The sequence below is a fragment of the Streptomyces rugosispiralis genome, assembly GCF_024505145.1.
GTDB classification, from domain to species: domain Bacteria; phylum Actinomycetota; class Actinomycetes; order Streptomycetales; family Streptomycetaceae; genus Streptomyces; species Streptomyces rugosispiralis.
Window position 1 is genome coordinate 198,427 of record NZ_JANIAA010000002.1, and the last position, 25,925, is coordinate 224,351.

Consider the following 25,925-nt stretch of genomic DNA (forward strand, 5'->3'; position numbering starts at 1 on the left):
CAAACTCCCGGGATCGGCCGCACATTTCCATCCGGATGTGACGGCCATGTGTCGGGCACGGGCTCAGAAGAACCCCGTCAGCGGCGGCTCGCCGTTGAGCGCAGTGGCATCGCCACGTTCTGCGCCGCCGTACGCCGCCGCAGCAGATTGGCCGACTGGAAGACCGTTCCGTTGGCCCGCCGGGCATGGCGGAGTTCACGTTCCGGGAGGTCCGTCACATCGGTTCCGGCCACCCATACCCGCCCGGATGTGGGGCGTTCGAGCAGATTCACACAGCGGGCCAGGGTGCTCTTCCCCGCGCCACTGGGGCCGACGACGGCGCCGATGGTGCCCTGCGCGATGTTCAGGTCGACGTCATGGAGCACCGGCCGCGCACGGGCAGAGAGAAACAGGCGGCACTGGTGATCACCATGTGATCGACCGTGCGGCGGCGCGTGCAGAGAAGAGTCCGCGACATGGGATTGGGATGCTCACACCGCTGTCTGCCGAGGTCAACAGCGGACCGCATGGTGAGATGCGCGGTGTGCCCGGGGCCCCTCCGCCGTTCCGCATGCTGGTCGTGGCTTGACCAGTACACGAACGCCGGTGTTGGGTGGCGCCCATGGCCTCCACGCTTTTGGTGCACCGCCACCACGTCGACCTCGGTCGAGTGGTGAGCGCGCAGTGTTGTTGAGGCATTGACGGCTGCCCGCCGGGCGCCTTCTCCCAGCTGTTTCTTCGCGTGTGATCCGTCCGCCCGTACGGGGCCGCACTTCCGTGCGCCGTGAGGCATGACGGTACGTCAACTTGTCCGCGTCGGCTCCGAAGAGCCCACGCCCCTCATGAGGAAACCACCGTGACCGACACGTTCCCGCGGGAGCTACGCCAATCCCGCGCCGCCGTACCCGCCCCCGCGCCCGACCCGGTCGGGCCCGTCCGCTGGGCGGCACTCGGCTGGGACGACCCGGCGGCCGCCGAGCTGCGGGCGCTGATGGACGCGGAGATCAAGCCCCGCTATGCCGTCTTCGGGCCACGTCCGCATCTGCCGCCCCCGCCCACCGCCGACGAAGTGGCCGTCACCTGGGTCGCCTTCACCGGCTCCGGCGAACCCGTCGCCACCGCCTCGCTGCGCGCACTGCCCGGCGACCGGTGGGAGATCAAGCGCGTCTTCGTCCGTGCCGACCACCGCGGCCGCGGGCTGGCCGCGGCGGCGCTGGCCGCCGTCGAGGCGTCCGCCGCCGAACGGGACGTGGCGGAGCTGATGCTGCAGACGGGGGTCCGGCAGCCGGAGGCCGCCGCGCTCTACGCACGCGAGGGCTGGTACCGCATCCCACCCTATCCGCCCTACTCCCGCGACCCGTACAGCGTCTGCTTCGCCAAGTGGCTGCCCGCCACCGGTGGCGCGGAGCGGGGGAGCCATGCGTGATCCCCGGCGTCTCGCCGCCGTCCTGATCGACCCCGGGAGTCCGGCATGAGCGAACCCACCAAGCAGGTGCACCTCGGGGCGGCCTTCCCCGGGGTGAACAACCACACCGTCTGGAGCGATCCGCGCTCGGGCAGCCAGATCGACTTCTCCTCATTCCACCATCTCGCGCGGACCGCCGAGCGCGGAAAGTTCGACTTCTTCTTCCTCGCCGAGGGGCTACGGCTGCGCGAGCACCGCGGGAGGATCTTCGATCTGGACGTGGTCGGCAGACCCGACACCCTGTCGGTGCTGAGCGCACTGGCGGCCGTCACCGACCGCATCGGCCTGGCCGGGACCGTCAACGCCACCTTCAACGAACCCGTCGAACTCGCCCGGCAGTTCGCGACGCTGGACCACCTCTCCGGCGGGCGCGCCGCATGGAACGTGGTCACCTCCTCGGACGCCTTCACCGGCGCGAACTTCCGCCGGGGCGGCTTCCTGGACCACGCCGACCGGTACACCCGCGCCGCGGAGTTCGTCGAGGTCGCCCGCGAGCTGTGGGACGCCTGGGCCCCGGACGCGGTGGCCGCCGACCCCGCCGCCGGGGTCTTCGTCAAGGACGGGGCGATCGCCGAAGTACGCCACCGGGGACCCCAGTTCGACATCACCGCGCGACCCACGGTGCCGCGCAGCCCCCAGGGCCACCCGGTGCTGATCCAGGCCGGAAACTCCGGCGACGGCCGTGAGTTCGCCGCCGCGACCGCCGACGCGATTTACACCATCCACGCCGAACTGGCGGCGGGCCAGGCCTTCTACGCCGACGTCAAGGGCCGGCTCGCCACGTACGGCCGTACTCCCGGGGATCTGAAGATCCTGCCCCAGGCCACCTTCGTGCTGGGGGACACCGCGGAGGATGCGCGTGAGCGCGCCCGCCACATCCGCCGCCGGCAGGTCTCCCCACAGGGAGCGATCGCACAGCTCGAACAGGTATGGGGACGCGACCTGTCCGGCTACGACCCCGACGGACCACTGCCCGATGTCGAGCCACTCGCCGATGCCGTCAGCATCACCCGTGGCCGGGCCCGTCACCACCACGACCCCCTCGCGGTGGCGCGCCACTGGCGTCAGGTCGCCGAGGCGAAGAAGCTGGGCATCCGCGACCTGGTCATCGAGCTGACCGGCCGCCACGCCTTCGTCGGCACACCGGCCCAGGTCGCCGAGGAGATCAACACCTATGTGCAGAGCGACGCCTGCGACGGATTCATCATCTCCGGGCACCTCACCCCCACCGGACTGGACGAGTTCGTGGACACCGTGATTCCCGAACTCCAGGAACGCGGGGTGTTCCGCTCGGAGTACCACGGCACCACCCTGCGCGATCATCTCGGCCTCGGGCACGCCCAGGCACCGGTCCGATGAGCGACATCCGCGTCCGCACCGCCCGCGCCCACGAGCACGAACGGGTCGCGGCGCTCACCGTCGAGGGCTTCCGCAGCCGTAACAGCGCACCCCGCCCCGAGCGGCTGGCCCTGTTGCGCGACACGCCCGGCCGCGCCGCCGCCGGAGATCTGCTGGTGGCCGTGGACGAACCGAGCGGCGCACTGATCGGCACCGCGAGTCTGCTGCGCCCCGGCACCGCGTACGCGCGCCTCGCCCTGCCCGACGAGGCGGAGCTGCGCCTGCTGGCCGTCCTGCCCGAACACCGTGGTCACGGAGTTGGCGGTGCGCTGCTCGCCGAGGGCATCGAGCGCGCCCGGTCGTGGGGCATGCGCGCCCTGGTCCTGGACACGGGGTGGGACAACGTCGTCTCCCAGCGCGTCTACCAGCGGCTCGGCTTCGTCCGTCAGTACGCCCGCGAGGAGCGCGAGAACCGGCACCGGCCGGTGCGGACCGCCGTCTTCCGTCACGACCTCGGCCGGGGCCGGGCATGACGGCCGCCACCCGCTTCGACACCCGGCGGGCGCCGAGAGACCGCCGTCCGCACGGCCGCCGGAACGACCACCCCACTGGACAACTCCGTTCTCAACGGCCGTCGCTCCGGCGGTGTCCGCCCTGCGCGGCGGGCGGGGGGTCCTGGGGCGGGAGGCCGATGGCGTGGCGGATGTCGATGAGGCAGTCGGTGATGGCGCGTCCGGCGGTGTCGATCACGTGGTGGTCCCGATGCCACGGTTCGTATACGTGATTTGTGATGTCCGTCCAGGTGGGCAGGGGCAGATCAGGGATGTCCACGGTGCGCTGGGACGCCCGCCTCTCGTGCTCGGCGGGATCCGAGCAGACGATCTCGACCTCGGCCGCAGGGACACCGGCGCGGACGGCCACCTCGCGCCACGCGTCGCGGGTGACGGCGAGGGGGTTCACGGATTCGGCGATCACGGTCAGGCCCTGTCGCAGGTGTTCCTCGGCGAGGGCGTAGCCGACGATGTAGCCGACCGGGCCGACGGGGTGCCGCGCCGGCCCGGACCGCGCGATCGCCTGCTCGATGGTGTCGATCCGCAGATGAACCGCGCCGGTCTGCCGGGCGAGTGCCCTCGCCAGGGTCGTCTTCCCCGTGGCGGGCAGCCCGCACATGATGATCAGCATGGTTCATGGTGCCGTGGCCGCCCGCGGGGCCCGGTCACCGTCCCCCCGCTGACCGGCGTCCGCTGTGGCTTAGTCCACCTCCTCCTGGAGCCTGGCGGTGGCGAGGGGGATTCCGGACAGTCGGGAGATGCTCTTCGCCCATGCCTCGGGGTGCTTGTTGACCCAGGCGTTGGCCCGGATGACGCGGCGCGTCAGATCCCGCAGCGCGGCCTTCTTCGACGGATCGTCGAGGGCGGCGGAGGGCGCGTAGAGCATCCCGGGCGGATCGATCACCGGCTTGAGGGGCTCGAGGACGCGGGCGTGCTGCTGGGTCTGGGGCGATGGCGGTGTTCGGATCCCAGACGACGAACGCGTCGGCGTGTTCGCCGTTGAGGGCGGCTGATCCGGCGGCGGTGTCGAGGTTGACGACCTTGACGTCGTCCCCCGAGGCCAGCAGCGCGCGGTGCAGACCGGCCTTGTTCGGGGTGCCGACGACCAGGGTGACCTCGGAGGGGTCGGTCTTGCCGGAGCCGTCGCTTCCGGTGGCGCTGCCGCAGCCTGTCAGAACCAGGGCCGTCGCCACGGTGAACACGGCGGCGGGCAGGGCACGATGGGCGGGGGGCGCAGATTCACGGTGAGACCTCGCTGAGCTGGCGGGGGACGGACGGGGGGAGGAGCCGGCGCAGGGCCGGGGCGACGTCGTGCGCGATGGTGCGGAGGGCGGAGAGCGTGGCGTCGAAGCCCGGTTCGCCCGGCTGGACCTGGGCGATCAGCTCGTCCGCGAGCCGGATCACCGGATCGGCGGCCAGGGAACGGGCGATGTGGCCGGCCGGGCCGGTGTGGACGGTGTGCAGCGCGAGCAGTTCCTCGCCGTCCAGCGCGTCCCAGTCGGTGTCCGGGCGCATCTCCGCGCTCCAGGCGCGGGTCCCCCGCTCCAGGTCGCGCAGCGCGGCGGTGCGGTCCGGAGCGGGGTAGACGGTGCGGGTGACGGCCAGCCGGGGCGAGACCGCCGCGTCGCGGTATACCCGGGCGACGGGGGCCGAGCAGATCGACCGGATCCGCGCGGAGCACGCCCACGGCATGGTCTGGACGAGCCGTATCCTCCAGGACGCGCTCGCCCACCTGATCGAGGACCCCGGCGCGCGGCGCGCGGTGGACGCCGCCCGCGAACGCTATGCCGTCCGGCGGGGCCTGCTCCGCGACGCCCGGCGCGACGAGGGAGTCGACGTGCGGTGCGAGGACGGGCTCGTACTGTGGGTGCCCGTCGCGCAGGAGCAGAGCGCACTGCTGCACCTGGCCTCGTACGGCGTGACGGTGGCCCCCGGCAGCCCCTGCCACAGCGGCACCCCGGTACCGGCCCACGTACGGATCACGACCTGCGCCCCGCCCCGGTCGGCCCGCGCCGTCGTCGGGTCACGCGTCAGCGAGGCCGCCCACACTTCGTCGGATTGCCCATGGGCGTCGGGGAATATGTCGCGGCGCCGTCCGAGTTGACGATTGCGTGAGGTCACCGGCCTCACGTAGCGTTCCGAGATATCAGCCAGGGCCCGAAGGCCCGTCGGGAACGGGAACGGGAGGCGATGGTGTCGCGACCGATGATCTGCCCGCCCGCGCCGGCTCCGGCCCTGGGCGGGGGCGTCCGCCTGTACTCCCGGCACCACATCGACCTGCTGCGCGTGGCCGGCGCGCTCTGTCGCCGCTGACCTGATCACCTCGAGGACACCGCGCCCTCCCGATGAGGAGCGGTGATCACCCATGGCCGACCAGGGAGGCACCCTTCGTGTCCGAGTCCTCATCCACCCCCTTGCACCTCGCCGTCGCCCTCGACGGGGCGGGCTGGCATCCGGCCGCATGGCGCGAGCCGCAGGCCCGGCCCCGGGAGCTGTTCGACCCGGCGTACTGGACCGATGTCGTCACCGAGGCCGAGCGCGGGCTGCTCGACTTCGTGACCTTCGAGGACGGGCTCTCGCTCCAGTCCTCGCACCGCACCGAGCCCGACGGCCGCACCGACCAGGTGCGCGGACGGCTGGACGCGGTGCTCATCGCCTCCCGGGTGGCGCCGCTGACCCGGCACATCGGGCTGGTGCCGACCGTGGTCGCCACCCACACCGAGCCGTTCCACATCTCCAAGGCGATCGCCACCCTGGACTACGTCAGCACCGGCCGCGCGGGGCTGCGGATCCGGGTGTCCAGGCGGCGCCACGAGGCGGAACACTTCGGCCGCCGCACCCTTCCGCGCTTCGGCCCCGAGGATCTGGACACCCCGGTGGTCCGGGAGCTGACCGCCGAGCTCTTCGAGGAGGCCGCCGACTACATCGAGGTGGTACGCCGCCTCTGGGACAGCTGGGAGGACGACGCCGAGATCCGGGACGTCGCCACCGGACGCTTCATCGACCGCGACAAGCTGCACTACATCGACTTCGAGGGCAGGCACTTCAGCGTCAAGGGCCCCTCGATCACCCCCAGGCCACCCCAGGGACAGCCGGTCATCAGCGCCCTGGCCCATCAGAGCGTGCCCTACCGGCTGGTGGCCCGCGCCACCGACATCGGCTACATCACCCCGCACGACACGGACCAGGCCCGCGCCACCGTCGCCGAGATACGCGCCGCCCAGGCCGCGGCGGGCCGCGCGGCGGAGCCCTTGCACATTTTCGGCGACCTGGTGGTGTTCCTCGACGACGAACCGGGTGCCGCGGCCGCCCGACGGGAGCGCCTGGACGCCCTCGCGGGCCATCCGTACACCAGCGACGCCAAGGTGTTCACCGGCACCCCCGCACAGCTCGCGGATCTGCTGCTGAGCTGGCAGCGGACCGGACTGACGGGCTTCCGGCTGCGCCCCGGTGTGATCGGCCACGACCTCGAGGCGATCACCCGCGGCCTGGTGCCCGAACTCCAGCGCCGCGGCGCCTTCCGCCGGTCCTACGAGGCCGACACCCTGCGCGGGCTGCTGGGCCTCGCCCGCCCCGCCAACCGCTACGCCACCGTCTGAGCCGGAGGGACCACCGACCATGAGCACACCGCTCAAGCAGATCCACCTGGCGGCCCACTTCCCCGGCGTCAACAACACCACGGTGTGGAGCGATCCGGCGGCGGGCAGCCATATCGAGTTCAGCTCGTTCGCCCACTTCGCGCGCACCGCCGAGCGCGCCAAGTTCGACTTCCTGTTCCTCGCCGAAGGGCTGCGGCTGCGCGAACAGGGCGGGAACATCTACGACTTGGACGTGGTGGGACGGCCGGACACCTTCACCGTCCTGTCCGCTCTCGCCGCCGTCACCGACCGCCTCGGCCTGACCGGCACCATCAACTCCACCTTCAACGAGCCCTACGAGGTGGCCCGCCAGTTCGCCAGCCTCGACCACCTGTCGGGCGGGCGCGCCGCGTGGAACGTCGTCACCTCATGGGACGCCTTCACCGGGGAGAACTTCCGCCGCGGCGGCTTCCTCCCGCAGGACGAACGGTATTCCCGGGCCAAGGAGTTCCTGGCCACCGCCACCGAGCTGTTCGACTCCTGGCGGGGCGACGAGATCGTCGCCGACCAGGCGTCCGGCACCTTCCTCGACGACGCGCGGGCCGGAGCCTTCGCCCATCAGGGACCGCACTTCGACATCGCCGGGCAGTTCAACGTCCCGCGCAGCCCGCAGGGCCGCCCGGTGATCTTCCAGGCGGGTGACTCCGAGGAAGGCCGGGAGTTCGCCGCGGCCGGCGCCGACGCCATCTTCAGCCGGTACAGCACCTTCAAGGAAGGGCAGGCGTTCTACACGGACGTCAAGGGCCGGCTCGCCCGCCACGGCCGCACCCGCGACCAGCTGCTGATCCTGCCCGCCGCCACCTTCGTCCTCGGCGACACCGACGCCGAGGCGCGGGAACTGGCCCACGAGGTACGCCGCCAGCAGGTCAGCGGCGCCACCGCGATCAAACACCTGGAGTTCGTCTGGAACCGCGACCTGTCCGCGTACGATCCGGACGGCCCGCTGCCCGACATCGACCCCGACCCCGGTGAGCACACCGTCGCCCGCGGCCGCGCCCAGGTGCGGATGTACCGCGATCCGCTGGCCGTCGCCCGGGAGTGGCGGGAGCTGGCGGCGGCGAACAAGTGGTCCATCCGCGACCTGGTCATCGAGACCGGCAACCGTCAGGCGTTCATCGGCTCCCCGGCCACGGTCGCCGAGACCATCAACTCCTTCGTCCAGGCCGACGCCGGCGACGGCTTCATCCTCGTACCGCACATCACCCCCGGCGGACTGGACGTGTTCGCGGACACCGTGGTCCCGCTGCTGCAGGAGCGTGGCGTGTTCCGCACCGAGTACGAGGGCACGACCCTGCGCGACCACCTCGGTCTGGCCCACCCCGGCACCGGGGCGGAGCAGGAACGGGCCGCGTCATGACGTCCCTGGCCGGCACCCCCGGCCGCCGGGTGGCATACGGCCACGACCCCGCCCGCGCCGTGCCCGGCGCAGGGACACCCGCCGACCGCTGAGGAGACACCCCGACCATGTCCGGCATCCCCCTCGCGGTCCTCGACCTCGTGCCCATCTCCTCCGGCTCCACCGCCGCCGAGGCGCTGCGCAACAGCATCGACCTCGCCCAGCGGACGGAGCGGTTCGGCTACGCGCGTTACTGGTTCGCCGAACACCACCTGAACCCGGGCGTGGCCGGGACCTCGCCCGCCGTCGTCCTGGCCCTGACCGCCGCCACCACCTCCACGATCCGCCTGGGCTCCGGGGCCGTACAGCTCGGCCATCGCACCGCTCTGTCCACCGTCGAGGAGTTCGGCCTGATCGACGCCCTGCACCCCGGACGGCTGGACCTCGGGCTCGGCCGGTCCGGCGGACGTCCCACCGAGCGCACCGGCGACGCGGCGCCCACCACGACACCCGTCATCGGCGGACGCACCCCGAACGGCCTGCGCATCCCGCCCAAGTTCTCCCAACAGCGGCTGCTCGGATCGCCCCGTATCGCCCTCCAGCGGCGACTCCTCCAGCAGCCGGGCGCGGAAGCGCAGGACTACGGCGAACAGATCGACGACATCCTCGCGCTCCTGCGCGGCGACTACCGCTCCGCCGACGGGATCGAGGCACACGCGATCCCCGGCGAAGGCGCCGAGGTGCAGGTGTGGATCCTGGGCAGCAGCGGTGGCCGGAGCGCCCAGGTCGCGGGCCGGGGCGGGCTGCGCTTCGCCGCCAACTACCACGTCAGCCCGGCCACCGTCCTGGAGGCCACCGAGGCGTACCGCGCCGCGTTCCTGCCGTCCGATGTGCTCGACAAGCCGTACGTCAGCGTCTCCGCCGATGTCGTGGTGGCCGAGGACGACGCGACCGCCCGCGACCGCGCCGCGGGCTACGGTCCATGGGTTCGCAGCATCCGCACCGCCGAGGGCGCCATTCCCTTCCCCAGCCCCGAACAGGCCCGCGCCCACGCCTGGACCGACGCGGACCGGGAACTGGTCGCCGACCGCGTGGACACCCAGTTCGTGGGCTCGCCCGCGCGCGTCGCCGACCAGCTCGAACAACTCCAGGAGGCCACCGGCGCGGACGAGCTGCTCATCACCACCATCACCCACCGCCACGCCGACCGGGTGCGCTCCTACGAACTGCTCGCCGAGGAGTGGCGACGCCGCTGAGCAGAGGGGGTCAGGGACGTGGCGGGCGCCGGCGTCGTGCGGGATCGGCGACGGCCGGCGGAACGGCGCCGGTGTCCCGCAGGTGGAAGACGTGCCCCGGCGCCACGATCTCGTCGATCCGGTCGAGGACGTCGGCGGTGAGCCGCACGTCCAGCGCGCCCAGGTAGGTGTCGAGGTGTTCACGGGTGCGCGGGCCGACGATCACCGAGGAGACGGCGGGGTGGTTCAGGGCGAACGCCACCGAGAGATGGATCAGCGGCAGTCCGGCCTCCTCGGCAAGCCTGGCCAGGGCATCGGCGGCGGCGAGCTTGTCGGCGTTGTGCGGCGCCGCGATGTCGTAGCGGCCCGGGATCCAGTCCTTGCGGTAGGACTCCGGCTGCCGGGCCCCCACCCGGTACCTGCCCGACAGCCACCCCGCCGCCAGCGGCCCGTAGGCCAGCACGCCGAGGCCGTACCTCTGGGCGAGTGGCAGCACCTCGCGCTCGCCCGACCGGACCAGCGGCGAGTAGGGGATCTGTTCGGAGACGGGTCGCGAGAACCCCCGTCGCTCGGCGATCCACTGGCCTTCCAGGATCTGTGCGGGGGAGTGGACCGATGTTCCGAAGTAGCGGATCTTGCCTTGGTGGACCAGATCGGTGAGCGCCCCGATCGTCTCCTCGAAGTCGGTGGCCTCGTCGGGCCGGTGGGCCTGGTACAGGTCGATGTGGTCGGTGTTCAGACGGCGCAGGCTGTTCTCCACGGCCCGGAAGATCCAGCGGCGGGAGTTGCCCTCGTGGAGGGGGTTGTCGCCCATCCGGCCATGGAACTTGGTCGCGAGGAACACATCGTCGCGTCGGCCGCCCGCGAGGGCCTTGCCCACGATCTCCTCGCTCTCGCCCTGGGAATAGACGTCGGCGGTGTCGATGACATTGATGCCCGTGTCCAGGGCCAGATGAATGATCTTGATGCCGTCCTCGTGATCGGGATTGCCCCGTGCGCCGAAGTTCATGGCGCCGAGGGTCAGCGGGCTGACCTTCACGCCCGTACGGCCGAGGGTCCGGTACGCCGTCATCGCTGGTGCCTTCTTTCCTGGTTTCCGCACGGCAGGCCGGTCACGGGGCGGAATCGCGCAGCAGGGGGAGCAGTTGGTCGCCGATCCGGCCGATCTCCTGCTTGTAGGGGGTGTCGGACAGCACGAAGTGGGTGATGCCGAGCTTGCGGTAGGCGTGGAGCGCGCGGGCGACATCGTCGGCGGAGCCGACCAGCCAGGTGGTCCCCGCTCCGCCACCGCCGAACTTTCCCGGGGTGGTGTACAGGCAGGTGTCGAGCACCTCTCCGCGCCGGGCGAGGTCGAAGAGCCGCTGTTGCCCGACCGCCGTCCTGCGGTTTCCCGTCCATGTGGTCTCGCCCGCGCCGGCTGCCATCTTCGCCACCTTCTCCTCGGCGGCCCGCCATGCTTCCTCGGTGGTGTCGCGCACCAGTGTCGTGATCCGCAGCCCGAACTCCAGTGGCTTGTGCCGTCGGCCCACCCGCTCGCTCAGCGCCTTGAGCCGGTCGAGGCGTTCGGCGATCCCGTCGAGGGGTTCACCCCAGAAGAGCTGGACATCGGCCTCGGCCGCCGACACCCGTTCGGCGGCCTCGGAGGCGCCGCCGAAGTAGAGCGTCGGATGTGGTCTGCCGCCGGTGGGGTACGGGCGTGGGGTGACGGTCGCGCCGGTGACCTGGAAGTGCTCGCCGTGGAAGGTGACGTCCTCCTCGGTCCACAGCCGCCGCACCAGATGCAGGAACTCCTGTGTGCGGGCGTACCGTTGCGGGGGTTCGATAGTGGTGTCGCCGTAGGCGGCCGGGTTGTCCAGCCCGCTGACGATGTTGACGAGGACGCGTCCCCGGCTGAGCTGGTCGAGCGTGGCCGCCGCACTGGCGAAGTTCGCCGGGTGCCAGTAGCCGGGACGGATCGCGATCAAGGGCTTGAACGTCGTGGTCCGGGCGGCCAGCGCCGTGGCGACGGTGAAGGTGTCCGGGCGCCCCCATCCGGTGCCGAGCAGGGCCCCGCTCCAGCCGTGGTCCTCTGCCGATCGGGCAAGGTCGGTCGAGTACTCGATGGACCCCCAGCCTGATGTCGTGTCGTCGCCGCGGTGGCCCGGTTCGACGGTGTTGGGTATGTACCAGAGAAATTCCAGGCTCATGATGCTTCCGATCGCTGTTTGCCCGGTGCGGGGCCCGGGGGTTCGGCGTCACCGGAGCGCGTGGTACGCACACAGCGGCCGGCGAGCGGTCCCTACAGGCAGGGGGCGCCGGCGCGTGTCCGGAGGACTGTCGGCGCGGTGGAGCGGAATCGACGCGGGATCAACACCGCGCGCTGGACACGCGGAGGAGGTCGACACAACGCTCGCTCGTAAGGAGCAGGACCTCACACATGTGAACGAGTCTCGGTGTGCGTGTTCCGAATGTCAATGAGTCCCCTGCGGCCCCGGCCCGACATCGCCGGATGTGATGAGGACGGCAGTGGCCCCGCGACGGTTTACCCGTCCGTATGACAAGACGTGGTTGACAGGGTGGCGAGCCATCACGGAATCTCTGCCCATGACTTCCGATCCGCTGCTGACCAGCGAACGCTGCGTCGACCTGCTCCGGGTTTGCAGCGCGCGGTGTTGATGTCCCGGGTCGTTTGAGCCCACCCGGGAGCCGGATTCCCGATTTCTCACCCATCTCATTCACCGAGATGCTGGTTTGTTCCTGACGCGGCCTGGCCGGTCCCCCCTTTCACCCGACGGCACGTCGAAGAGATCTGTGCTGCCCGCTTTTGTTCTGATCGGCCTCGTCACCGTCTCATGTCCATGTGGACCTCCGCGTCGCCCCTGTCCGGCAACGCCCATCAACACCATGTTCCTGGAAGGAAATCCCGCTGCCATGAAGCTCTCTCAACGCCGGGCGCTTTCGCCCCACGGCGCCGCCCTGGCGGCAGCAGTCCTGCTGCTCTCGGCTTGCAGCGGTGGCACACAGAACACCGCGAACTCGTCGGGCGACGCGGGGAAGCCACGGTACGGGGGCACACTGAGGTTCTACGACCCGGTGAACTACAAGGCCTGGCAGATAACGAACACCCTGTGGTCGAACAGCAATGTGACCACCAACCTCGCCGACCGGCTGACATGGCAGAATCCGAAGACCGGGAAGATAGAGCCCTGGCTCGCCGAGAGCTGGACGGTCAGCCCGGACCATCTGACCTACACCTTCAAGATCCGCTCCGGTGTGACGTTCAGCGATGGCAGCAAACTGGACGCCAAGGTGGTCAAGGACAACCTCGACCAGCACGCCTTCGGTGACAAGAAGCTCGGCGTCGCACCGGACGAGTTCTTCGCGAACTACGCCGGCACGAAAGTGGTCGACCCGCGGACCGTCCAGGTGCGGCTGTCGAAGCCCAACGCCGGTTTCCTCCAGGTTCTCTCGATCTACCGGACCGGCATTCTGGCCGAGTCCTATCTCAAGAAGAACTGGAACGACAAGGGCAAGCTCACCAGCCTGATCGGATCCGGTCCGTTTGTCGTCGCCGGCGGCAATGGCACGACCAATGTGGCCCTCAAGCGCCGCGACGACTACAACTGGGCGCCGAAGAGCTCCAAGCACCAGGGCAGGGCGTATCTGTCGGAAATCCGTTATACGACGGTGCCGGAGCAGAGCACCGCCGTGGGCGCCCTGCAGTCGCAACAAGCCGACGTCGTGCGCAATATCGCGCCCGATGACGAGGAAACGGTCAAAGGCTTCGGCGGTCGGGTCGAGGCGTTCCCGGCGCAGGGTGAGAGCAACCAGCTCCACATCTCGCTGGCGGCGAACGCACCCACCCGGAGCCTGGAGGTGCGGCGTGCGCTCCAGGCGGCGACCGACCGCAAGGAAATCAACGAGATCGCGCTCTCGCCCAGTTACGGGGTCGCCAAGAGCCTCCTCGTCCACGGCACACCGAAGGCCCCGGACGGCAGCGCGTATCTGAGGTACGACCCCGCCAAGGCCAAGCGGCTCCTGGAAGCGGCCGGCTGGAAGCCCGGATCCGACGGAATCCGGAAGAAGGACGGCGAGCGGCTCTCGTTCACGCTCTATGTCACGCCGTACTACCAGGTTTCCCAGGCCGTGGTGGAAGTGCTGCAGTCGCAGTGGAAGAAGGCCGGGGTCGAGGTGAGACTCAAGAGCCCGTCGATGAGCCAGTACGAGGCGGAGATCGGCAAGAACACCGTCTTCACCCAGGGCCAGCTCTCCCGCGCCGAGCCCGATGTGCTCCGCTCCGAGTGGCACAGCGACCTGACCAACGCGACTTACACCAAGCTCCCCGAACTGAACAAGCTGCTCGAGGCTCAGGTCGCCGAGTTCGACCCGGCGAAGCGCACCGCGGACATCAAGGCCGTCCAGGACTATGTCCTCAAGAACGCCCTCGCCATTCCGTTGTACGACGAGACCCAGGTCTTCGGCCTGCGGCCGAACGTCCAGGACTTCCGGACCGAGGCCGTGGCCCGGTCGCAGTTCTACGACGCCTGGCTGTCCTGACTCATGGCCCGCCACCTCCTCAAGCGCCTGGCGCATGCCGTCCTGGTCCTCTGGGCGGCCTACACCCTGGCCTTCATCCTGCTCACCGCGTTGCCGGGGAACGCGATCGCCAACTTGATCAACAACCCGCAGAACCAGTTGACACCGGAGGACGGCAAGATCCTCAAGGCGTTCTACGGACTCGACCATCCGGTGGTCGTCCAGTACCTTCGCGCGCTGGACGCCCTGCTCCACGGCAACCTCGGGTACTCGCTGAGCAACGGGGTGAAGGTATCGGATCTGCTCGGTGACGCGCTGCCCGGCACCCTGCGGCTGACGGCCCTCGGTTTCGTCTTCGGAGCGGTCATCGCGGCCGCGGTCGGGGTCGCGGGGAGCTACACGCGATGGAACTGGCTGCGGACCCTTCTGCGGTCCGTCCCGGCCCTGGCCGCCTCGGTGCCGAGCTTCGTGGTCGGGATCCTGATCCTCTCCGGCTTCTCGTTCGAACTGCACCTGATTCCCGCCGTCGACAACGGAACCCTCCTGGCCCTGGTGGGGCCGGCGTTCACTCTGGGGATCATGATCTCGGCACCGCTGTCCCAGGTGTTCAGCGCCTCGATCGAGGCGACCCGGCGACAGCCCTTCGTCCACGTGCTTCAGGCACGGGGAGCCGGTGAGCGGTACATCTTCGGACATGGCGTTCTGAGGAACTCATCCCTGCCGGTGCTGACCATGCTGGGCCTGGCCATGGGTGAGCTGATCGCCGGTTCGGTCGTCACCGAAGCGGTGTTCGCACGGAACGGCATAGGCCAGATCACCCTCAATGCCGTCAACACTCAGGACCTGCCCGTCGTCCAGGGCGTGGTGCTGGTCGCCACCACGGGCTACGTCCTGGTCAACCTCGTGGTCGACGTGGTCCATCCGCTCATCGACCCGCGCATCCGGGCCGACATTCTCGCCGGACGCGCGAAGCGGATCAAACGCTCGACGGGGGCCACGCCGGTCGGCCCCGGCGTGGACGAGGCGATGGCTCCCCGGCTCCCGGAAGAGGTGGCGACGCGATGACAGCGACCGTCGGGAACCCGGCACCGCCGGCCGGAGCGGGGGAGACCGGGCGGCCCGCGGAGGCGCCGCGAACCCGTGCCATCCGGGTACTGCTGTGGTCGCTCCGCCACTGGTCGGTCGTGGTGGCGGGGGCGATCCTCGCGGTGGCGGTCCTCTGGGCGCTGGTCCCCGGATGGTTCACCCACGCGAACCCGACGGCGATCGGGGCGACGGACAAGCTGCTGCCGCCGTCGAGCGCGCACTGGTTCGGCACCGACCGGCTCGGCCGCGACCAGTTCACCCGTGTCGTCTACGGCGCCCGCGCGTCGCTGTCGGGCTCGGTGGTGGCCGTGCTCATCGGTGTCACGGTGGGCTCGGTCTTCGGCGCCCTCGCCGGCTGGTTCGGCCGCTGGATCGACGCCCTCGTGATGCGACTGATCGACGTCGTGCTGTCCATTCCTGGTTTCCTGCTGGCCATCACGATCGTGGTCGTTCTCGGATACGGGATCCCGCAGGCGGCGGCCGCCGTCGGCATCACATCGTCGGCGGCGTTCGCCCGGCTCATCCGCTCCGAGGTGCTGCGCGCCAAGACCAGCCAGTACGTGGAAGCGGCGGTCGCGAGCGGCGCCCGCTCGCCGACGGTCCTGCTGCGCCATGTGATTCCCAACTCGCTGGGACCGACGCTGTCGCTGGTGACCATCCAGTTCGGTGTCGCGATCATCTGGATCGCGTCGCTGAGCTTCCTCGGACTCGGCGCCCAGCCGCCCAGCCCGGAGTGGGGCCGTCTGGTCGCCGATGGCCGCAACTTCATGGCGAGCAAGCCCTACCTGGTGGTCTATCCGGCGCTGACCGTCGCCGTGGTCGTGCTGGCCGGCAACCATCTCGCCCGCCACTTCGCAGAGAGGCAGAAACGATGAGCAGCCACGCGGCACCGCGGGCCGCCCGAGACGCCACCTCACCGCCCGGTCCGGTGCTGGCCGTGGATGGACTCAGCGTCGGCTATCGGACCGGGCACGGCACCAAGACGGCCGTGCGGAACGTGTCGTTCGAGCTCGGGCCGGGCCAGGTGCTCGCGCTCGTCGGCGAGTCCGGCTCCGGCAAGTCCACCATCGGACACGCCATCCTGGGCCTGCTGCCCGTAGGCGGCCGCGTGCTCAGCGGTGCGGTCCGGTATCAGGGACGCACCATCAGCGACCTGTCCGGCGATCGGCTGCGCGCACTCCGGGGGCGCGCGATCAGCCTGATCCCGCAGGACCCCACGGTCTCCCTCGATCCGGTCCGTAGGGTGGGCCCGCAGGTCGAAGACGCCCTGCGCCTGCACACGAGCCTCGACACCGAGGCACGGCGCGCACGGGTCCACGAACTCTTCGAGCTTGTCGGTTTCCACCACGTCGAGCGGCGCTACCGGCAGTTTCCCCATGAGCTGTCGGGCGGTATGCGGCAACGCGTCCTGATCGCCGCCGCCGTGGCCGCCGAACCCGATGTGATCGTCGCCGACGAGCCGACCTCGGGCCTGGACGCGACGGTCCAGGCCCAGGTGCTCGACCTCATCGATGACCTGCGCCGCCGCAGCGGCACCGCCGTGCTGCTGATCACCCATGACCTCGGCGTGGCCGCGGACCGCTCCGATCTCGTCGGTGTGCTACGGGACGGTCGGCTGGCCGAACTCGCGCCCACGGCGTCGTTCGTCCGGAACCCGCGGGACGAATACAGCAGACACCTGCTGGACAACGTGCCCTCACGCCTGAGCTTCACCAGGGACAGGGCCGGCCGAGCACCCTCCGAGCGCCCGGAGGAGCCCGCGGTCGAGGTGACGAACCTCAGCAAGCACTACGGCGGACACACCGCGGTCGACGACGTCTCCTTCACCGTGCCGCGTGGCCGGACCTTCTCGATCGTCGGGGAGTCCGGCAGCGGCAAGTCGACGACGGCACGCGTGCTCACCGGCCTCACCCGGCCGACCGCCGGTCAGGTCTCCGTGCTCGGAACCCAGCTCGGCGCCCTCAGCACCAAGGCCTTCCGCCCACTGCGACGTGACGTCCAGATCGTCTTCCAGAACCCGTACGCGTCCTTCGACCCGCGGTTCGACGTCCTCTCCGTCGTCGAGGAGCCGCTGCGTTCCTTCCAGCCCGCGGGTTCCTCGCGGCGTCACCGGCGGGAGAACCGTGACCGGGTGGCCGCCGCGCTGGAGGCGGCCTCGTTGCCGGCCTCGTTCCTCCACCGTCACCCCCGCGAGCTGTCCGGTGGGCAGCGCCAACGGGTCGCGATCGCACGGGCACTCGTGCTGGAGCCGAAGGTCGTCGTACTCGACGAGCCGATCTCGGCGCTCGACGTGTCGGTTCAGGCCCAGATCCTCGAGCTGCTCGTCACGCTGCAGAGCGAGCTCGGGCTGACGTATGTCTTCATCTCCCATGACCTGGCCGTTGTGCGGGCGATCTCCGACCGGGTGGCGGTGATGCGGCGCGGCAGGATCGTGGAGCAGGGAGACATCGCCCAGGTCTTCGAGAGACCCGCATCTCCCTACACCGCCGAGCTGCTCGGTGCCATCGCCGGCCGGCGGCTGGCCCATCGCTGATCCCCGGAGGAATCCCATGAGCGACGCGTCCCCCGCACTGGAAGCGGCGGTGGCCGAGTTCCGCGCGATCTTCGAGCGGCTGGAAGCGGAGGCCGGTGTCCGTGACCAGTCCCGCAAGCACCCGTACGAGTCCGTGCGCGAACTGGCCGACGCCGGATTCGGCCGACTGCGCGTGCCGATCGCGCAGGGCGGCTTCGGCGTCGGCCTGCCCACCCTGTTCCGCCTGCTGGCCGAGGCCGGCAAGGCCGACTCCAACGTCCCCCAGATCCTGCGGGGTCACTTCACGACGGTGGAGATCCTGCGGCACGCGGACGATCCCGAGGCCGGCGACCACTGGCTCCGCGAGATCGCGCGGGGCGCCGTGTTCGGCAACGCCCAGTCCGAGGCGGCCGGCGCCAGTCCGGACTTCGGTATCTCGACACGTGTCCATGAGGTGGACGGCCGGAAGGTGGTCAGCGGTACCAAGTACTACTCCACGGGTTCGCTGTTCGCCGACCACATCCGCGTCGCGGTCGCGGACGACGACGGCAACCGCTGGTTCGCGGTGGTTCCCGCGCGGCATCCGGGCGTCACCCACGCCGAGGACTGGGACGGGATCGGGCAGCGTCTGACGGGGAGCGGCACGACCGTCTTCGACCGCGTCCCCGTCGAGCGGAACGGGGAACTGGGCCGGTTCAGGGAGAACCTGCGGTCCCTCCCGTCGTTCGTGCAACTGGTGCACCTGGCCAACCTCGCCGGCATCGCCCACAGCCTGGTCGACGAGACCGTCGCCGTGGTGAGGTCCCGCGCCCGCACCAGCCTGCACGCGCTGGCCGAACGGGCCACCCAGGACCCCGAGGTACTGGGTGTCGTGGGCCGTCTCCACACCCATGCGCTGACCGTGGACTCCCTGCTCAGGGCCGTTGCCGAGGGGCTTGAAGCAGCCGACCGGGACGGTTCGGAGGAGGCCTACGCCGCCAACTACGTCGATGTGTCGGCCGCGCAGACCGCCATCGTCGAGGCCGTCCTGGACGCCGGGGCCATCGCCTTCAACGCCGGTGGTTCGACAGCGGTCCGGGAGAGCGTCCACCTCGACCGGCACTGGCGCAACGCCCGCACCCTCGCCTCGCACAACCCGGTCATCTACAAGCCGAGAGTCGTGGGCGACTTCATCGTCAACGGTGTCGCCCCCGCGTGGGGTTACGACCGCGGCCGACGGTCCCAGGAAGGTCAGCAGCGGTGACTCGCCAACTGCACATCAACGTCAATATCCTCAACGCCGGTGTCTTCGGCGGCTCGTGGCGCTTCCCCGGGACCGACGGGCTGGCGAGTTACACCATCGAGCACTACACCAGGATCGCGGAGAAGGCGGAGGCGGCGAAGCTCGACGCGGTGTTCCTGGCCGACAGCCCGGTCCTCGAGCCCCTCGTCCGCCACCGGCCCGGCAACAACCTGGAGCCGACCACCGTGCTGGCGCGGATCGCCGCCCGGACCGAGCGGATCGGACTGATCGGGACGCTGTCGTCGAGCTACAACGACCCGGTCGAACTCGCCCGCCGGGTGGGCGATCTGGACCACCTCAGCGGTGGCCGGGTCGGATGGAACGTCGTCACCACCGCCGGCGCCGCCGCCGCACGCAACTTCGGGCGCACCGACGAGCCCGAGCACGGCCTGCGGTACCGGCGCGCGGCGGAATTCACCGAGCAGGTCATCGACCAGTGGGCGCGGCGGAAGACCTTCGCCTCCCCGCAGGGACGCCCCGTCGTCGTACAGGCCGGTGGATCCAGCGACGGACGCCGCCTGGCCTCGCGCGTCGGCGAGGTGATCTTCTCCGCGGACCAGGACATCGACCATGCCCGGGCGTTCCGTGCCGAGATCCGCGCGGGAGCGCTGGAGTTCGGGCGCCGTCCCGAGGACGTCGTCGTCCTGCCCGGTCTGTCGACCGTACTCGGCAGCACCGAGGAAGAGGCCCGCAAGCGGCGCGAGACGCTCGACGAGATCCTTCCCGACGCCTACGCACGCCGTCGGCTCGAGGGCCAGCTCGGCTTCTCCCTGGAGGGTCTGCCGGACGACGAACCCATCCCGCGCGAGCTGCTGGTCGCGCCGGACCAGGCGGGCAGTTCACAGACCTTCTACCGGATCGTCAAAGCCATCATCGACGAGGAGAATCCGACGCTCGGGCGGCTGCTGCGCCGGCTGAGCGGCGGTGGCGGCCACCGGATCGTGGTCGGCACGCCGGAGCAGGTCGCCGACGACATCGAGCTGTGGTTCCGGGAGGGCGCGGCCGACGGCTTCAACGTGATGCCCGATGTGCTGCCGTCCGGCTTCGACGACTTCGTCGACCAGCTGATACCCGAAGTGCGGCGGCGCGGTCTCTTCCGCCGCGAGTACGACGACACCACACTGCGCGGCCACCTCGGCCTGGAGGCGCCCGGCCTGCCGCGCCCGTCCTACGCGTCCGCCGCACCCGGAGCCACCCGCTAGGCCAGGAGGGCCGGAACACCACATGACCAGAGCCATCATCCTCGACCTCGCGGTCGGGTCCGCCCTCTCCGCCGCCGATGCGATCGAGGTCGCCGCGGTCGCCCGCGACACGGGCGTGACCGCGGTCCGCCTCGTCGACGACGGTCCGGAGGAGGTACTCGACACCACGGCGGTCGCCGCCTACCTCGCCGGACGCTTCCCCGCGTCGCACTGGATCGCCGAGGCCCCGACGACGCACAACGCCCCCTACAACCTCGCCCGCCGGGTGCTCTCCCTGGACCGGGCCACCGCGGGCCGCTCCGGCCTGGCCCTCCGCGCCGGAGACGGCGACGAGGTCAGTGCGGCCGTGGTTCCCGACCGGACCGCCACGGCACGGCCCCGGCGATGGGCCGAGTACGCCCGCGTCCTCACCGGCCTGTGGGAGAGCTTCCCCGCGACGGCGCTGCTCGGCGACCAGACCACCGGCGTCTTCGCGGAGGACACCCTCATCGAGCCGATCGGCCATGAGGGCTCCTTCTACCGCGTGGCGGGCCCCCTCGACGGACCGTCCTCCCCGCAGGGGCGGCCGGTGCTCGTCGCCGACGCCCGCGACGGTCTGGACTGGATCGATGTCGCAGGCCTTGCCGACGCCGTCGTCGTCACCGAGGCCCGGGTCCCGGAGGCGGCCGTGCGACTGCCCGAGGCACTCGGCCGCGCCGGCCGACGGCGCGAGGAGATCGGCGTGCTCGGCCGGGTCGAACTGCCCGCGGACGTGGCGGACGCGGAGCGGACCGCCGCCGACGCGACCGACTGGGCGGCGCGGCACGCCTTCGACGGGCTGGTACTCGTCCCCAGGGGCGACAGGGACCAGATCCTCGCCGTGCTGCGGGCGCTGGTGCCAGGGCTGAAGCCCTCGTCCGGAGCGACCCTGCGCGCCGCTCTCGGCCTGTCCGGGCCGGTGGGGGCCGCATCGTGACCGAGACGCTGCACGCCACCGGCCAGGCCGCCGAGCCCGCCACTCCTCCGACCGTCGCGGGGATCCGCTCGGCCATCGCGCCCGTTCTCGCCGAGCTGGCCGAGACCGCGCGCTCCCGTGAAGGCACCCGGAACCACCCGTTCGAGCAGGTGCGCGCTCTCGCCGGGGCGCGGGTGCTGTTGATCGGCGTTCCGGCGGCGGACGGCGGCGCGGGTGGGACGGTCCGTGACATCGTCGAGGTGGTCATCGACCTGGCCCGTGCCGACTCGGGCGTCGCCCAGGCGCTCCGGTCGAGCTTCCTGACGGCCAACCAGGTCACCACCCGCCGTGACCTGCCCCAGCGGGAGCGTGCGCTCGAGCGGCTGCGACGCGGTGACCTCTTCGCCGGTACCGGCAACGAACGAAACGGTGGTGCGAGTGGCTCCGTGGCCACCACCATCCGTGGGGACGGTGCCGGCTACGTGCTGAACGGCACCAAGTACTACAGCACCGGCGGTCTCTACGCGGACTGGTTCGGCGGCACAGCGGTCGACGACGACGGCGGCATCGTCCACTTCACCGTTCCCACCGACCGGGAGGGCGTCGATGTGATCGACGACTTCGATGCCGTCGGCCAACGGCTCACGGCCAGCGGATCCACCCGGCTGACCGACGTCCGTGTCACCGACGACGAACTCGTCCGCACCGACAAGGCGAAGCTGCGCAATCCGTGGCTGGGGTCGTTCGCGCAGCTCTACCTGGCGTCCATCCAGGCCGGTATCGCCGCCGCCGCGCTCGACGACGCGATCTGGTTCGGCCGGGAGAGGGCCCGTCCGATCAAACACAGCACGGCGGACACCAGCGTCGACGACCCCTACGTCCGGCATGTCGTGGGCCAGATCTCGGCCCGCGCATACGCCGCCCGGTCCTCCGTGGTTCTCGCCGCGGAAACCCTGGACCAGGTCCGGCACACCCCGGACGCCGTGGTCCGCGGCGCCGGGGCCACCGCTGCCATCACCGTCGCCCAGGCCCAGTACATCGCCATCGAGTCGGCCCTCAAGGCAGGGGAACTACTCTTCGACGTGGGCGGCGGCTCCGCGACCAGTCGGGAGTACGCCCTCGACCGGCACTGGCGCAACGCCCGAACCGTCGCCAACCACAATCCCCGGGACTGGAAGGCCGCCGTGGTCGGCGCCTACCACCTCGCCGGTGAGGAGCCACCGACCACCGGGCTCTTCTGAAAGCTTCCGGAAGCCCCGCCCGGCAGGCAACCGCCGCCACCTCCTCCGACGTTCAGACAAGGACACTGATCCATGCCGGCTCACGGACCCTTCGAGACCACCCACCGCGCGGCGGACGGCCGCTACGACGGGCAGGAGTACCGCCGCACCGGGAACTCGGGCCTCGACCTGCCCGCCTTCTCCTTCGGCCTCTGGCAGAAGTTCGGGACCGATCACCCCTACGAAACCCAGCGTGAGATCGTGCTGCACGCCTTCGATCTCGGGATCACCCACTTCGACAACGCCAACCGCTACGGTCCCCCGCACCGCGCCGCGGAGAAGTTCTTCGGCACGGTGCTGAGGAGGGACCTCGCCCCCTACCGGGACGAGCTGATCCTTTCCACCAAGGCCGGAAATCCGATCGGACCGAGCCCCTACCACAGGGGAGGCTCGCGCAAGTCGCTGCTGACCTCGCTCGACCACAGCCTGCGCGACCTCGGCACCGATTACGTCGACATCTTCTACAGCCACAGCCCCGACCCCGCCACCCCGCTGGAGGAGACGGTCGGCGCGCTGGTCACCGCGGTCCGGTCCGGGAAGGCGCTGTACGCCGGAATCTCCAACTACGCCCCGGAGCGCGCCCATGAGGCGGCCGAGTCGCTCCGCCGGGCCGGGGTTCCCCTGCTGGTGCATCAGCCGCGGTACTCGATCTTCGATCGCCGCCCGGAGATCAACGGTCTGCTCAAGCTCGCCGCCGAGGACGGCTTCGGCCTCGTCGTCTACAGCCCGCTGGCCCAGGGGCTGCTGACCAACAAATACCTCGACGGCACGATCCCCCCGGACGCCCGAGCCCGGAACAGCGCCTTCCTGTCGGCCGACGACATCGACGACACCTACCGCGAACGAGCCACGGCGCTCAACGAGATCGCCCAGCGGCGCGGACAGTCACTGGCACAGCTCGCGCTGCAATGGGTGCTGCGGCAGCCGCAGGTGACCAGTGCGCTCATCGGCGCCAGTTCGACCTGGCAGTTGGACCACAACACCCGGGCGCTGGACTTCCCGCCGCTGACCGACGAGGAGCTCGCACTCATCGACCAGCACGGCGTCCACGGGACCGGCGTCCGTGTCTGAGGGGGTCTCCGAGCGGACCGGGGCGGTCGGAGCCGGGGTGGCGGACGGTCGCCCCTTCCGGCTCGGCTTCCTGCTCCACCTCGACTCGGACCTCGCTCCCGCCGTGGCCTACCGTCAGGCCATCGACCTGTTCGTCGCCGCCGAGCGACTCGGCTACGACTCGGGCTGGGTGATCCAGCGCCACTTCCGCCAAGGCAACGAACACGTCTCCGCCCCGCTCGTGCTGCTGGCCGCGATCGCCGAACACACCAGCCGCATCCGGCTCGGCACCGGGGTGCTGGTCCTGCCGCTCGCCGATCCCCTGGTGGTCGCCGAGGACGCGGCCGTGCTCGACGAGCTCAGCGGCGGGCGGGTCGAGCTGGGCGTCGGCTCGGGGCCGTTCCCCACGGCCTGGGAGGCGTTCGGCCGCAGCCTCGATGACAAGCACGCGCTCTTCGACCGGAACGTGGCGAGATTGCACGAGATCCTGGAGGGGCGTCCGGTCAACACCGCCGGGGAAGTGCTGCACCCCCCGGGCACCGCGGTGCGGCGGCGGTTGTGGCAGGCCACCACGAGCGACCCCGAACGGGCCGTCGACGCGGCGATCACCGCCGCCGGAACGGGCGACGGGCTGCAGCTCTCCCGGGCCGGCGACTGGGCCGGCCGGCAGACCGCCGAGCGGCAAGCCGATATCGTCGCCTCGTACCGCCGGGCCGCGGCCGGGGCCGGGTACGAACCGCGCGTCCAAGTCTCCCGCGCGGTCTATCCGCACCGCGACGGCGCCAGTGCCATCCGTGCCGTCACACCTGGTGTGAGCCGCTGGCAGTCCTGGGGTTCGAGGCGCCGCGACGATATCGAGCTCAGCGTCGAGGAATACCTCGAACGCGACCGATCGCTGCTCGGACCGGCCGGGGCGATCGCCGAGTCCCTCGCCGCCGACCCCTCCCTCACCGGAATCACCGACCTGCTGGTCAGCTTCGTCCCCGGCGTGCCGGAGTTCGACGAGCACATCCGGCTGCTCACCGCCACCGCCCGGGAGATCGCACCGCGGCTCGGATGGCATCCGGGTCAGGAGCCGTGAGCCACCGTGTCCGAATCACTGATCCCCCGGAGGGGAGCACCGCGGCCGTGACCGGCTTTCACCTCAACCTCTCACTCCTGACTCCCGGACACTTCCGGCAGGCGTGGCGACTGCCGCACGCCGATCCGTTTGCCTACTTGGACGTCGGCCATTTCAGGCGGCTCGCCGAAGCCGCCGAGGACGCCAAGATCGACGCTGTCTTCCTGGGGGACGGTCCCGCTCTCGGAGCCGGTATCGAGCACGCACCGGACGGCGGGCTGGATCCGCTGATCCTGCTGGCCCACCTGTCCGGGAGCACGGACCACCTCGGCTTCGTCATCACCAGTTCCACGACGTACAACTCGCCCTACAACCTGGCGCGCCGCTTCAACGCGCTGGACCATGTGAGCAAGGGACGCGCCGCGGTCAACATCGTGACCACCGGAACCGCCGCCGCGGCGGCGAACTTCGGCCTGGACGACCACCCGGACAAACCGACGCGATACCGCCGGGCCCATGAATTCCTGGACGCCGTCACCCGGTTGTGGGACGCGTGGGAGCCGGGAGCCATCACCGGCGACAAGACCGACGGCAGCTACGCCGACCCGGACCTGATCCACCCCATCGACCACCACGGCGAGTTCTTCTCGGTCCGCGGCCCACTGCCGGTACCCGCCGGACCACAGGGACGACCCGTGATCGTCCAGGCCGGAGGCTCGGAAGGCGGGCTGCGGCTCGCGGGTGACTTCGCCGATGTCGTCTTCACCGTGGCGCAGACCCAACTGAAGGCGGTCGCCTTCCGCGATGACATCCGCCGGCGCGCCACGGCGGCCGGGCGTCACCCGGACGACGTCAAGGTCTCACTCGGCGTGGTCGTCCTCGTGTCCGAGACCGAGGACGAGGCCCGGCGCCGGGAGCGGGAACTGTACGGAACGCTTCCGCTGAAGCGGCTCGCCGCGACCGTCGTCACCGGTCTCGGTCTGCCCGTGGACAGATTCGGACCCGACGACATCATCACGATCGACGACCTCCCGGACGCTCCCGTGGCGGGGGCGTTCTCCGTCGGCTTCGACGAGTCGACGCGCGCCCTGATCGCCGAGCGCCCCCGCACCCCGCGCGAACTGGTGCACCGCTCGGCCGGTGGCGCGGGCCACCGGCTCCTGGTCGGCTCCGCCGCCCAGGTCGCCGACGACCTCGAGGACTGGTTCCGCGGCGGTACGGCCGACGGCTTCACCATCATGCCGGCCGACACCGCGGTCGACTTCGAGAACTTCACGCGCCTGGTGGTCCCGATCCTGCGGGCACGCGGTCTGTTCCGGGAGGAGTACACCGGCGGCACGCTCCGCGAACGACTCGGGCTCAGGCGGCCGCGGCACGCCGGCGTCGCCGAGCGGCCGGACCACCGCGCGCACCGGCTCACCGGATCCGGCTGACTCGCCCCGGCGTCCGGGACCGGCGCCGG

The 25,925-nt window shown here is 70.9% G+C and carries 25 protein-coding genes; 19 read left to right on the forward strand and 6 right to left on the reverse strand.

Annotated features, from left to right (window positions below; genetic code table 11):
• Positions 1–77: 77 nt before the first annotated feature.
• Complete coding sequence (locus NP777_RS04890; RefSeq protein ID WP_256648787.1) at positions 78–365, reverse strand: ATP-binding cassette domain-containing protein; 288 nt, start codon at positions 363–365, stop codon at positions 78–80.
• Between the two features lie 470 nt (positions 366–835).
• Between NP777_RS04890 and NP777_RS04895 the strand changes: the two genes are divergently transcribed.
• The 3 genes from NP777_RS04895 to NP777_RS04905 are packed head-to-tail and all read left to right on the forward strand — an operon-like array spanning position 836 to position 3,315.
• Positions 836–1,405 carry a GNAT family N-acetyltransferase gene (locus NP777_RS04895; RefSeq protein WP_256648788.1) on the forward strand — a complete coding sequence of 190 codons (570 nt, stop codon included), beginning with the start codon at positions 836–838 and terminating at the stop codon, positions 1,403–1,405.
• Between the two features lie 45 nt (positions 1,406–1,450).
• The gene (locus tag NP777_RS04900) at positions 1,451–2,803 is read left to right on the forward strand and encodes an NtaA/DmoA family FMN-dependent monooxygenase (protein WP_256648789.1); all 1,353 of its coding nucleotides are present in this window, start codon (positions 1,451–1,453) and stop codon (positions 2,801–2,803) included.
• Positions 2,800–3,315: a GNAT family N-acetyltransferase gene (locus NP777_RS04905; protein WP_256648790.1), complete on the forward strand. Its 516-nt coding sequence runs from the start codon at positions 2,800–2,802 to the stop codon at positions 3,313–3,315. Before NP777_RS04900 ends, NP777_RS04905 begins: the two co-directional genes overlap by 4 nt.
• A gap of 91 nt (positions 3,316–3,406) precedes the next feature.
• Here NP777_RS04905 and NP777_RS04910 read toward each other — a convergent pair whose 3' ends face one another.
• The 3 genes from NP777_RS04910 to NP777_RS04920 all read right to left on the reverse strand — a co-directional run bounded on the left by NP777_RS04910 (position 3,407) and on the right by NP777_RS04920 (position 5,025).
• Positions 3,407–3,964, reverse strand: coding sequence for an AAA family ATPase (locus tag NP777_RS04910; RefSeq protein WP_256648791.1), 558 nt, complete (start codon positions 3,962–3,964; stop codon positions 3,407–3,409).
• A 69-nt stretch (positions 3,965–4,033) separates the two neighbouring features.
• Positions 4,034–4,237, reverse strand: a complete 204-nt coding sequence (locus NP777_RS04915; protein WP_256648792.1) for a hypothetical protein — start codon at positions 4,235–4,237, stop codon at positions 4,034–4,036.
• 335 nt (positions 4,238–4,572) lie between these two features.
• On the reverse strand, positions 4,573–5,025 hold the full coding sequence (locus NP777_RS04920; protein WP_256648793.1) for a hypothetical protein: 453 nt from the start codon (positions 5,023–5,025) through the stop codon (positions 4,573–4,575).
• On the opposite strand from NP777_RS04920, the gene NP777_RS04925 reads away from it, so the two are divergent.
• The 5 genes from NP777_RS04925 (at position 5,024) to NP777_RS04940 (ending at position 9,563) form a co-directional block, all read left to right on the forward strand.
• Entirely contained in the window at positions 5,024–5,437 is a 414-nt protein-coding gene (locus NP777_RS04925; RefSeq protein WP_256648794.1) for an aminotransferase class I/II-fold pyridoxal phosphate-dependent enzyme, read from the forward strand. The two genes, NP777_RS04920 and NP777_RS04925, sit on opposite strands and share 2 nt — an antisense overlap.
• 101 nt (positions 5,438–5,538) lie before the next feature.
• Entirely contained in the window at positions 5,539–5,646 is a 108-nt protein-coding gene (locus NP777_RS48435) for a putative leader peptide (protein ID WP_391858464.1), read from the forward strand.
• Between the two features lie 77 nt (positions 5,647–5,723).
• Positions 5,724–6,932 (forward strand): LLM class flavin-dependent oxidoreductase, encoded by a 1,209-nt coding sequence (locus NP777_RS04930; protein ID WP_256648795.1) that lies wholly within the window; start codon positions 5,724–5,726, stop codon positions 6,930–6,932.
• Between the two features lie 19 nt (positions 6,933–6,951).
• Positions 6,952–8,328 (forward strand): NtaA/DmoA family FMN-dependent monooxygenase, encoded by a 1,377-nt coding sequence (locus NP777_RS04935; protein ID WP_256648796.1) that lies wholly within the window; start codon positions 6,952–6,954, stop codon positions 8,326–8,328.
• Positions 8,329–8,435: 107 nt separating this feature from the next.
• Entirely contained in the window at positions 8,436–9,563 is a 1,128-nt protein-coding gene (locus NP777_RS04940) for an LLM class flavin-dependent oxidoreductase (protein ID WP_256648797.1), read from the forward strand.
• Between the two features lie 10 nt (positions 9,564–9,573).
• Here the strand turns inward: NP777_RS04940 and NP777_RS04945 are convergent, their stop codons facing one another.
• Complete coding sequence (locus NP777_RS04945; RefSeq protein ID WP_256648798.1) at positions 9,574–10,614, reverse strand: aldo/keto reductase; 1,041 nt, start codon at positions 10,612–10,614, stop codon at positions 9,574–9,576.
• A 40-nt stretch (positions 10,615–10,654) separates the two neighbouring features.
• Positions 10,655–11,728, reverse strand: coding sequence for an LLM class flavin-dependent oxidoreductase (locus NP777_RS04950; RefSeq protein ID WP_256648799.1), 1,074 nt, complete (start codon positions 11,726–11,728; stop codon positions 10,655–10,657).
• A 724-nt stretch (positions 11,729–12,452) separates the two neighbouring features.
• Here NP777_RS04950 and NP777_RS04955 point away from each other — a divergent pair.
• The 11 genes from NP777_RS04955 to NP777_RS05005 all read left to right on the forward strand — a co-directional run bounded on the left by NP777_RS04955 (position 12,453) and on the right by NP777_RS05005 (position 25,896).
• Complete coding sequence (locus tag NP777_RS04955) at positions 12,453–14,078, forward strand: ABC transporter substrate-binding protein (RefSeq protein WP_256648800.1); 1,626 nt, start codon at positions 12,453–12,455, stop codon at positions 14,076–14,078.
• A gap of 3 nt (positions 14,079–14,081) precedes the next feature.
• Positions 14,082–15,122: an ABC transporter permease gene (locus NP777_RS04960; RefSeq protein WP_256648801.1), complete on the forward strand. Its 1,041-nt coding sequence runs from the start codon at positions 14,082–14,084 to the stop codon at positions 15,120–15,122.
• The gene (locus tag NP777_RS04965) at positions 15,119–16,018 is read left to right on the forward strand and encodes an ABC transporter permease (RefSeq protein ID WP_256648802.1); all 900 of its coding nucleotides are present in this window, start codon (positions 15,119–15,121) and stop codon (positions 16,016–16,018) included. Before NP777_RS04960 ends, NP777_RS04965 begins: the two co-directional genes overlap by 4 nt.
• Positions 16,015–17,676 carry a dipeptide ABC transporter ATP-binding protein gene (locus NP777_RS04970; protein WP_256648803.1) on the forward strand — a complete coding sequence of 554 codons (1,662 nt, stop codon included), beginning with the start codon at positions 16,015–16,017 and terminating at the stop codon, positions 17,674–17,676. Before NP777_RS04965 ends, NP777_RS04970 begins: the two co-directional genes overlap by 4 nt.
• 16 nt (positions 17,677–17,692) lie before the next feature.
• Positions 17,693–18,898: an acyl-CoA dehydrogenase family protein gene (locus NP777_RS04975; protein WP_256648804.1), complete on the forward strand. Its 1,206-nt coding sequence runs from the start codon at positions 17,693–17,695 to the stop codon at positions 18,896–18,898.
• Entirely contained in the window at positions 18,895–20,139 is a 1,245-nt protein-coding gene (locus tag NP777_RS04980; RefSeq protein ID WP_256648805.1) for an LLM class flavin-dependent oxidoreductase, read from the forward strand. The genes NP777_RS04975 and NP777_RS04980 overlap by 4 nt, the downstream gene beginning before the upstream one ends.
• A gap of 22 nt (positions 20,140–20,161) precedes the next feature.
• Positions 20,162–21,094 (forward strand): hypothetical protein, encoded by a 933-nt coding sequence (locus NP777_RS04985; RefSeq protein WP_256648806.1) that lies wholly within the window; start codon positions 20,162–20,164, stop codon positions 21,092–21,094.
• Entirely contained in the window at positions 21,091–22,314 is a 1,224-nt protein-coding gene (locus tag NP777_RS04990) for an acyl-CoA dehydrogenase family protein (RefSeq protein WP_256648807.1), read from the forward strand. The genes NP777_RS04985 and NP777_RS04990 overlap by 4 nt, the downstream gene beginning before the upstream one ends.
• A gap of 72 nt (positions 22,315–22,386) precedes the next feature.
• A complete protein-coding gene (locus tag NP777_RS04995) occupies positions 22,387–23,424 on the forward strand; it encodes an aldo/keto reductase (RefSeq protein WP_256648808.1) in 1,038 nt (345 codons plus the stop codon).
• Positions 23,417–24,484: an LLM class flavin-dependent oxidoreductase gene (locus NP777_RS05000; RefSeq protein WP_256648809.1), complete on the forward strand. Its 1,068-nt coding sequence runs from the start codon at positions 23,417–23,419 to the stop codon at positions 24,482–24,484. The genes NP777_RS04995 and NP777_RS05000 overlap by 8 nt, the downstream gene beginning before the upstream one ends.
• Before the next feature lie 47 nt (positions 24,485–24,531).
• Positions 24,532–25,896 carry an NtaA/DmoA family FMN-dependent monooxygenase gene (locus NP777_RS05005; protein ID WP_256648810.1) on the forward strand — a complete coding sequence of 455 codons (1,365 nt, stop codon included), beginning with the start codon at positions 24,532–24,534 and terminating at the stop codon, positions 25,894–25,896.
• Positions 25,897–25,925 lie beyond the last annotated feature (29 nt).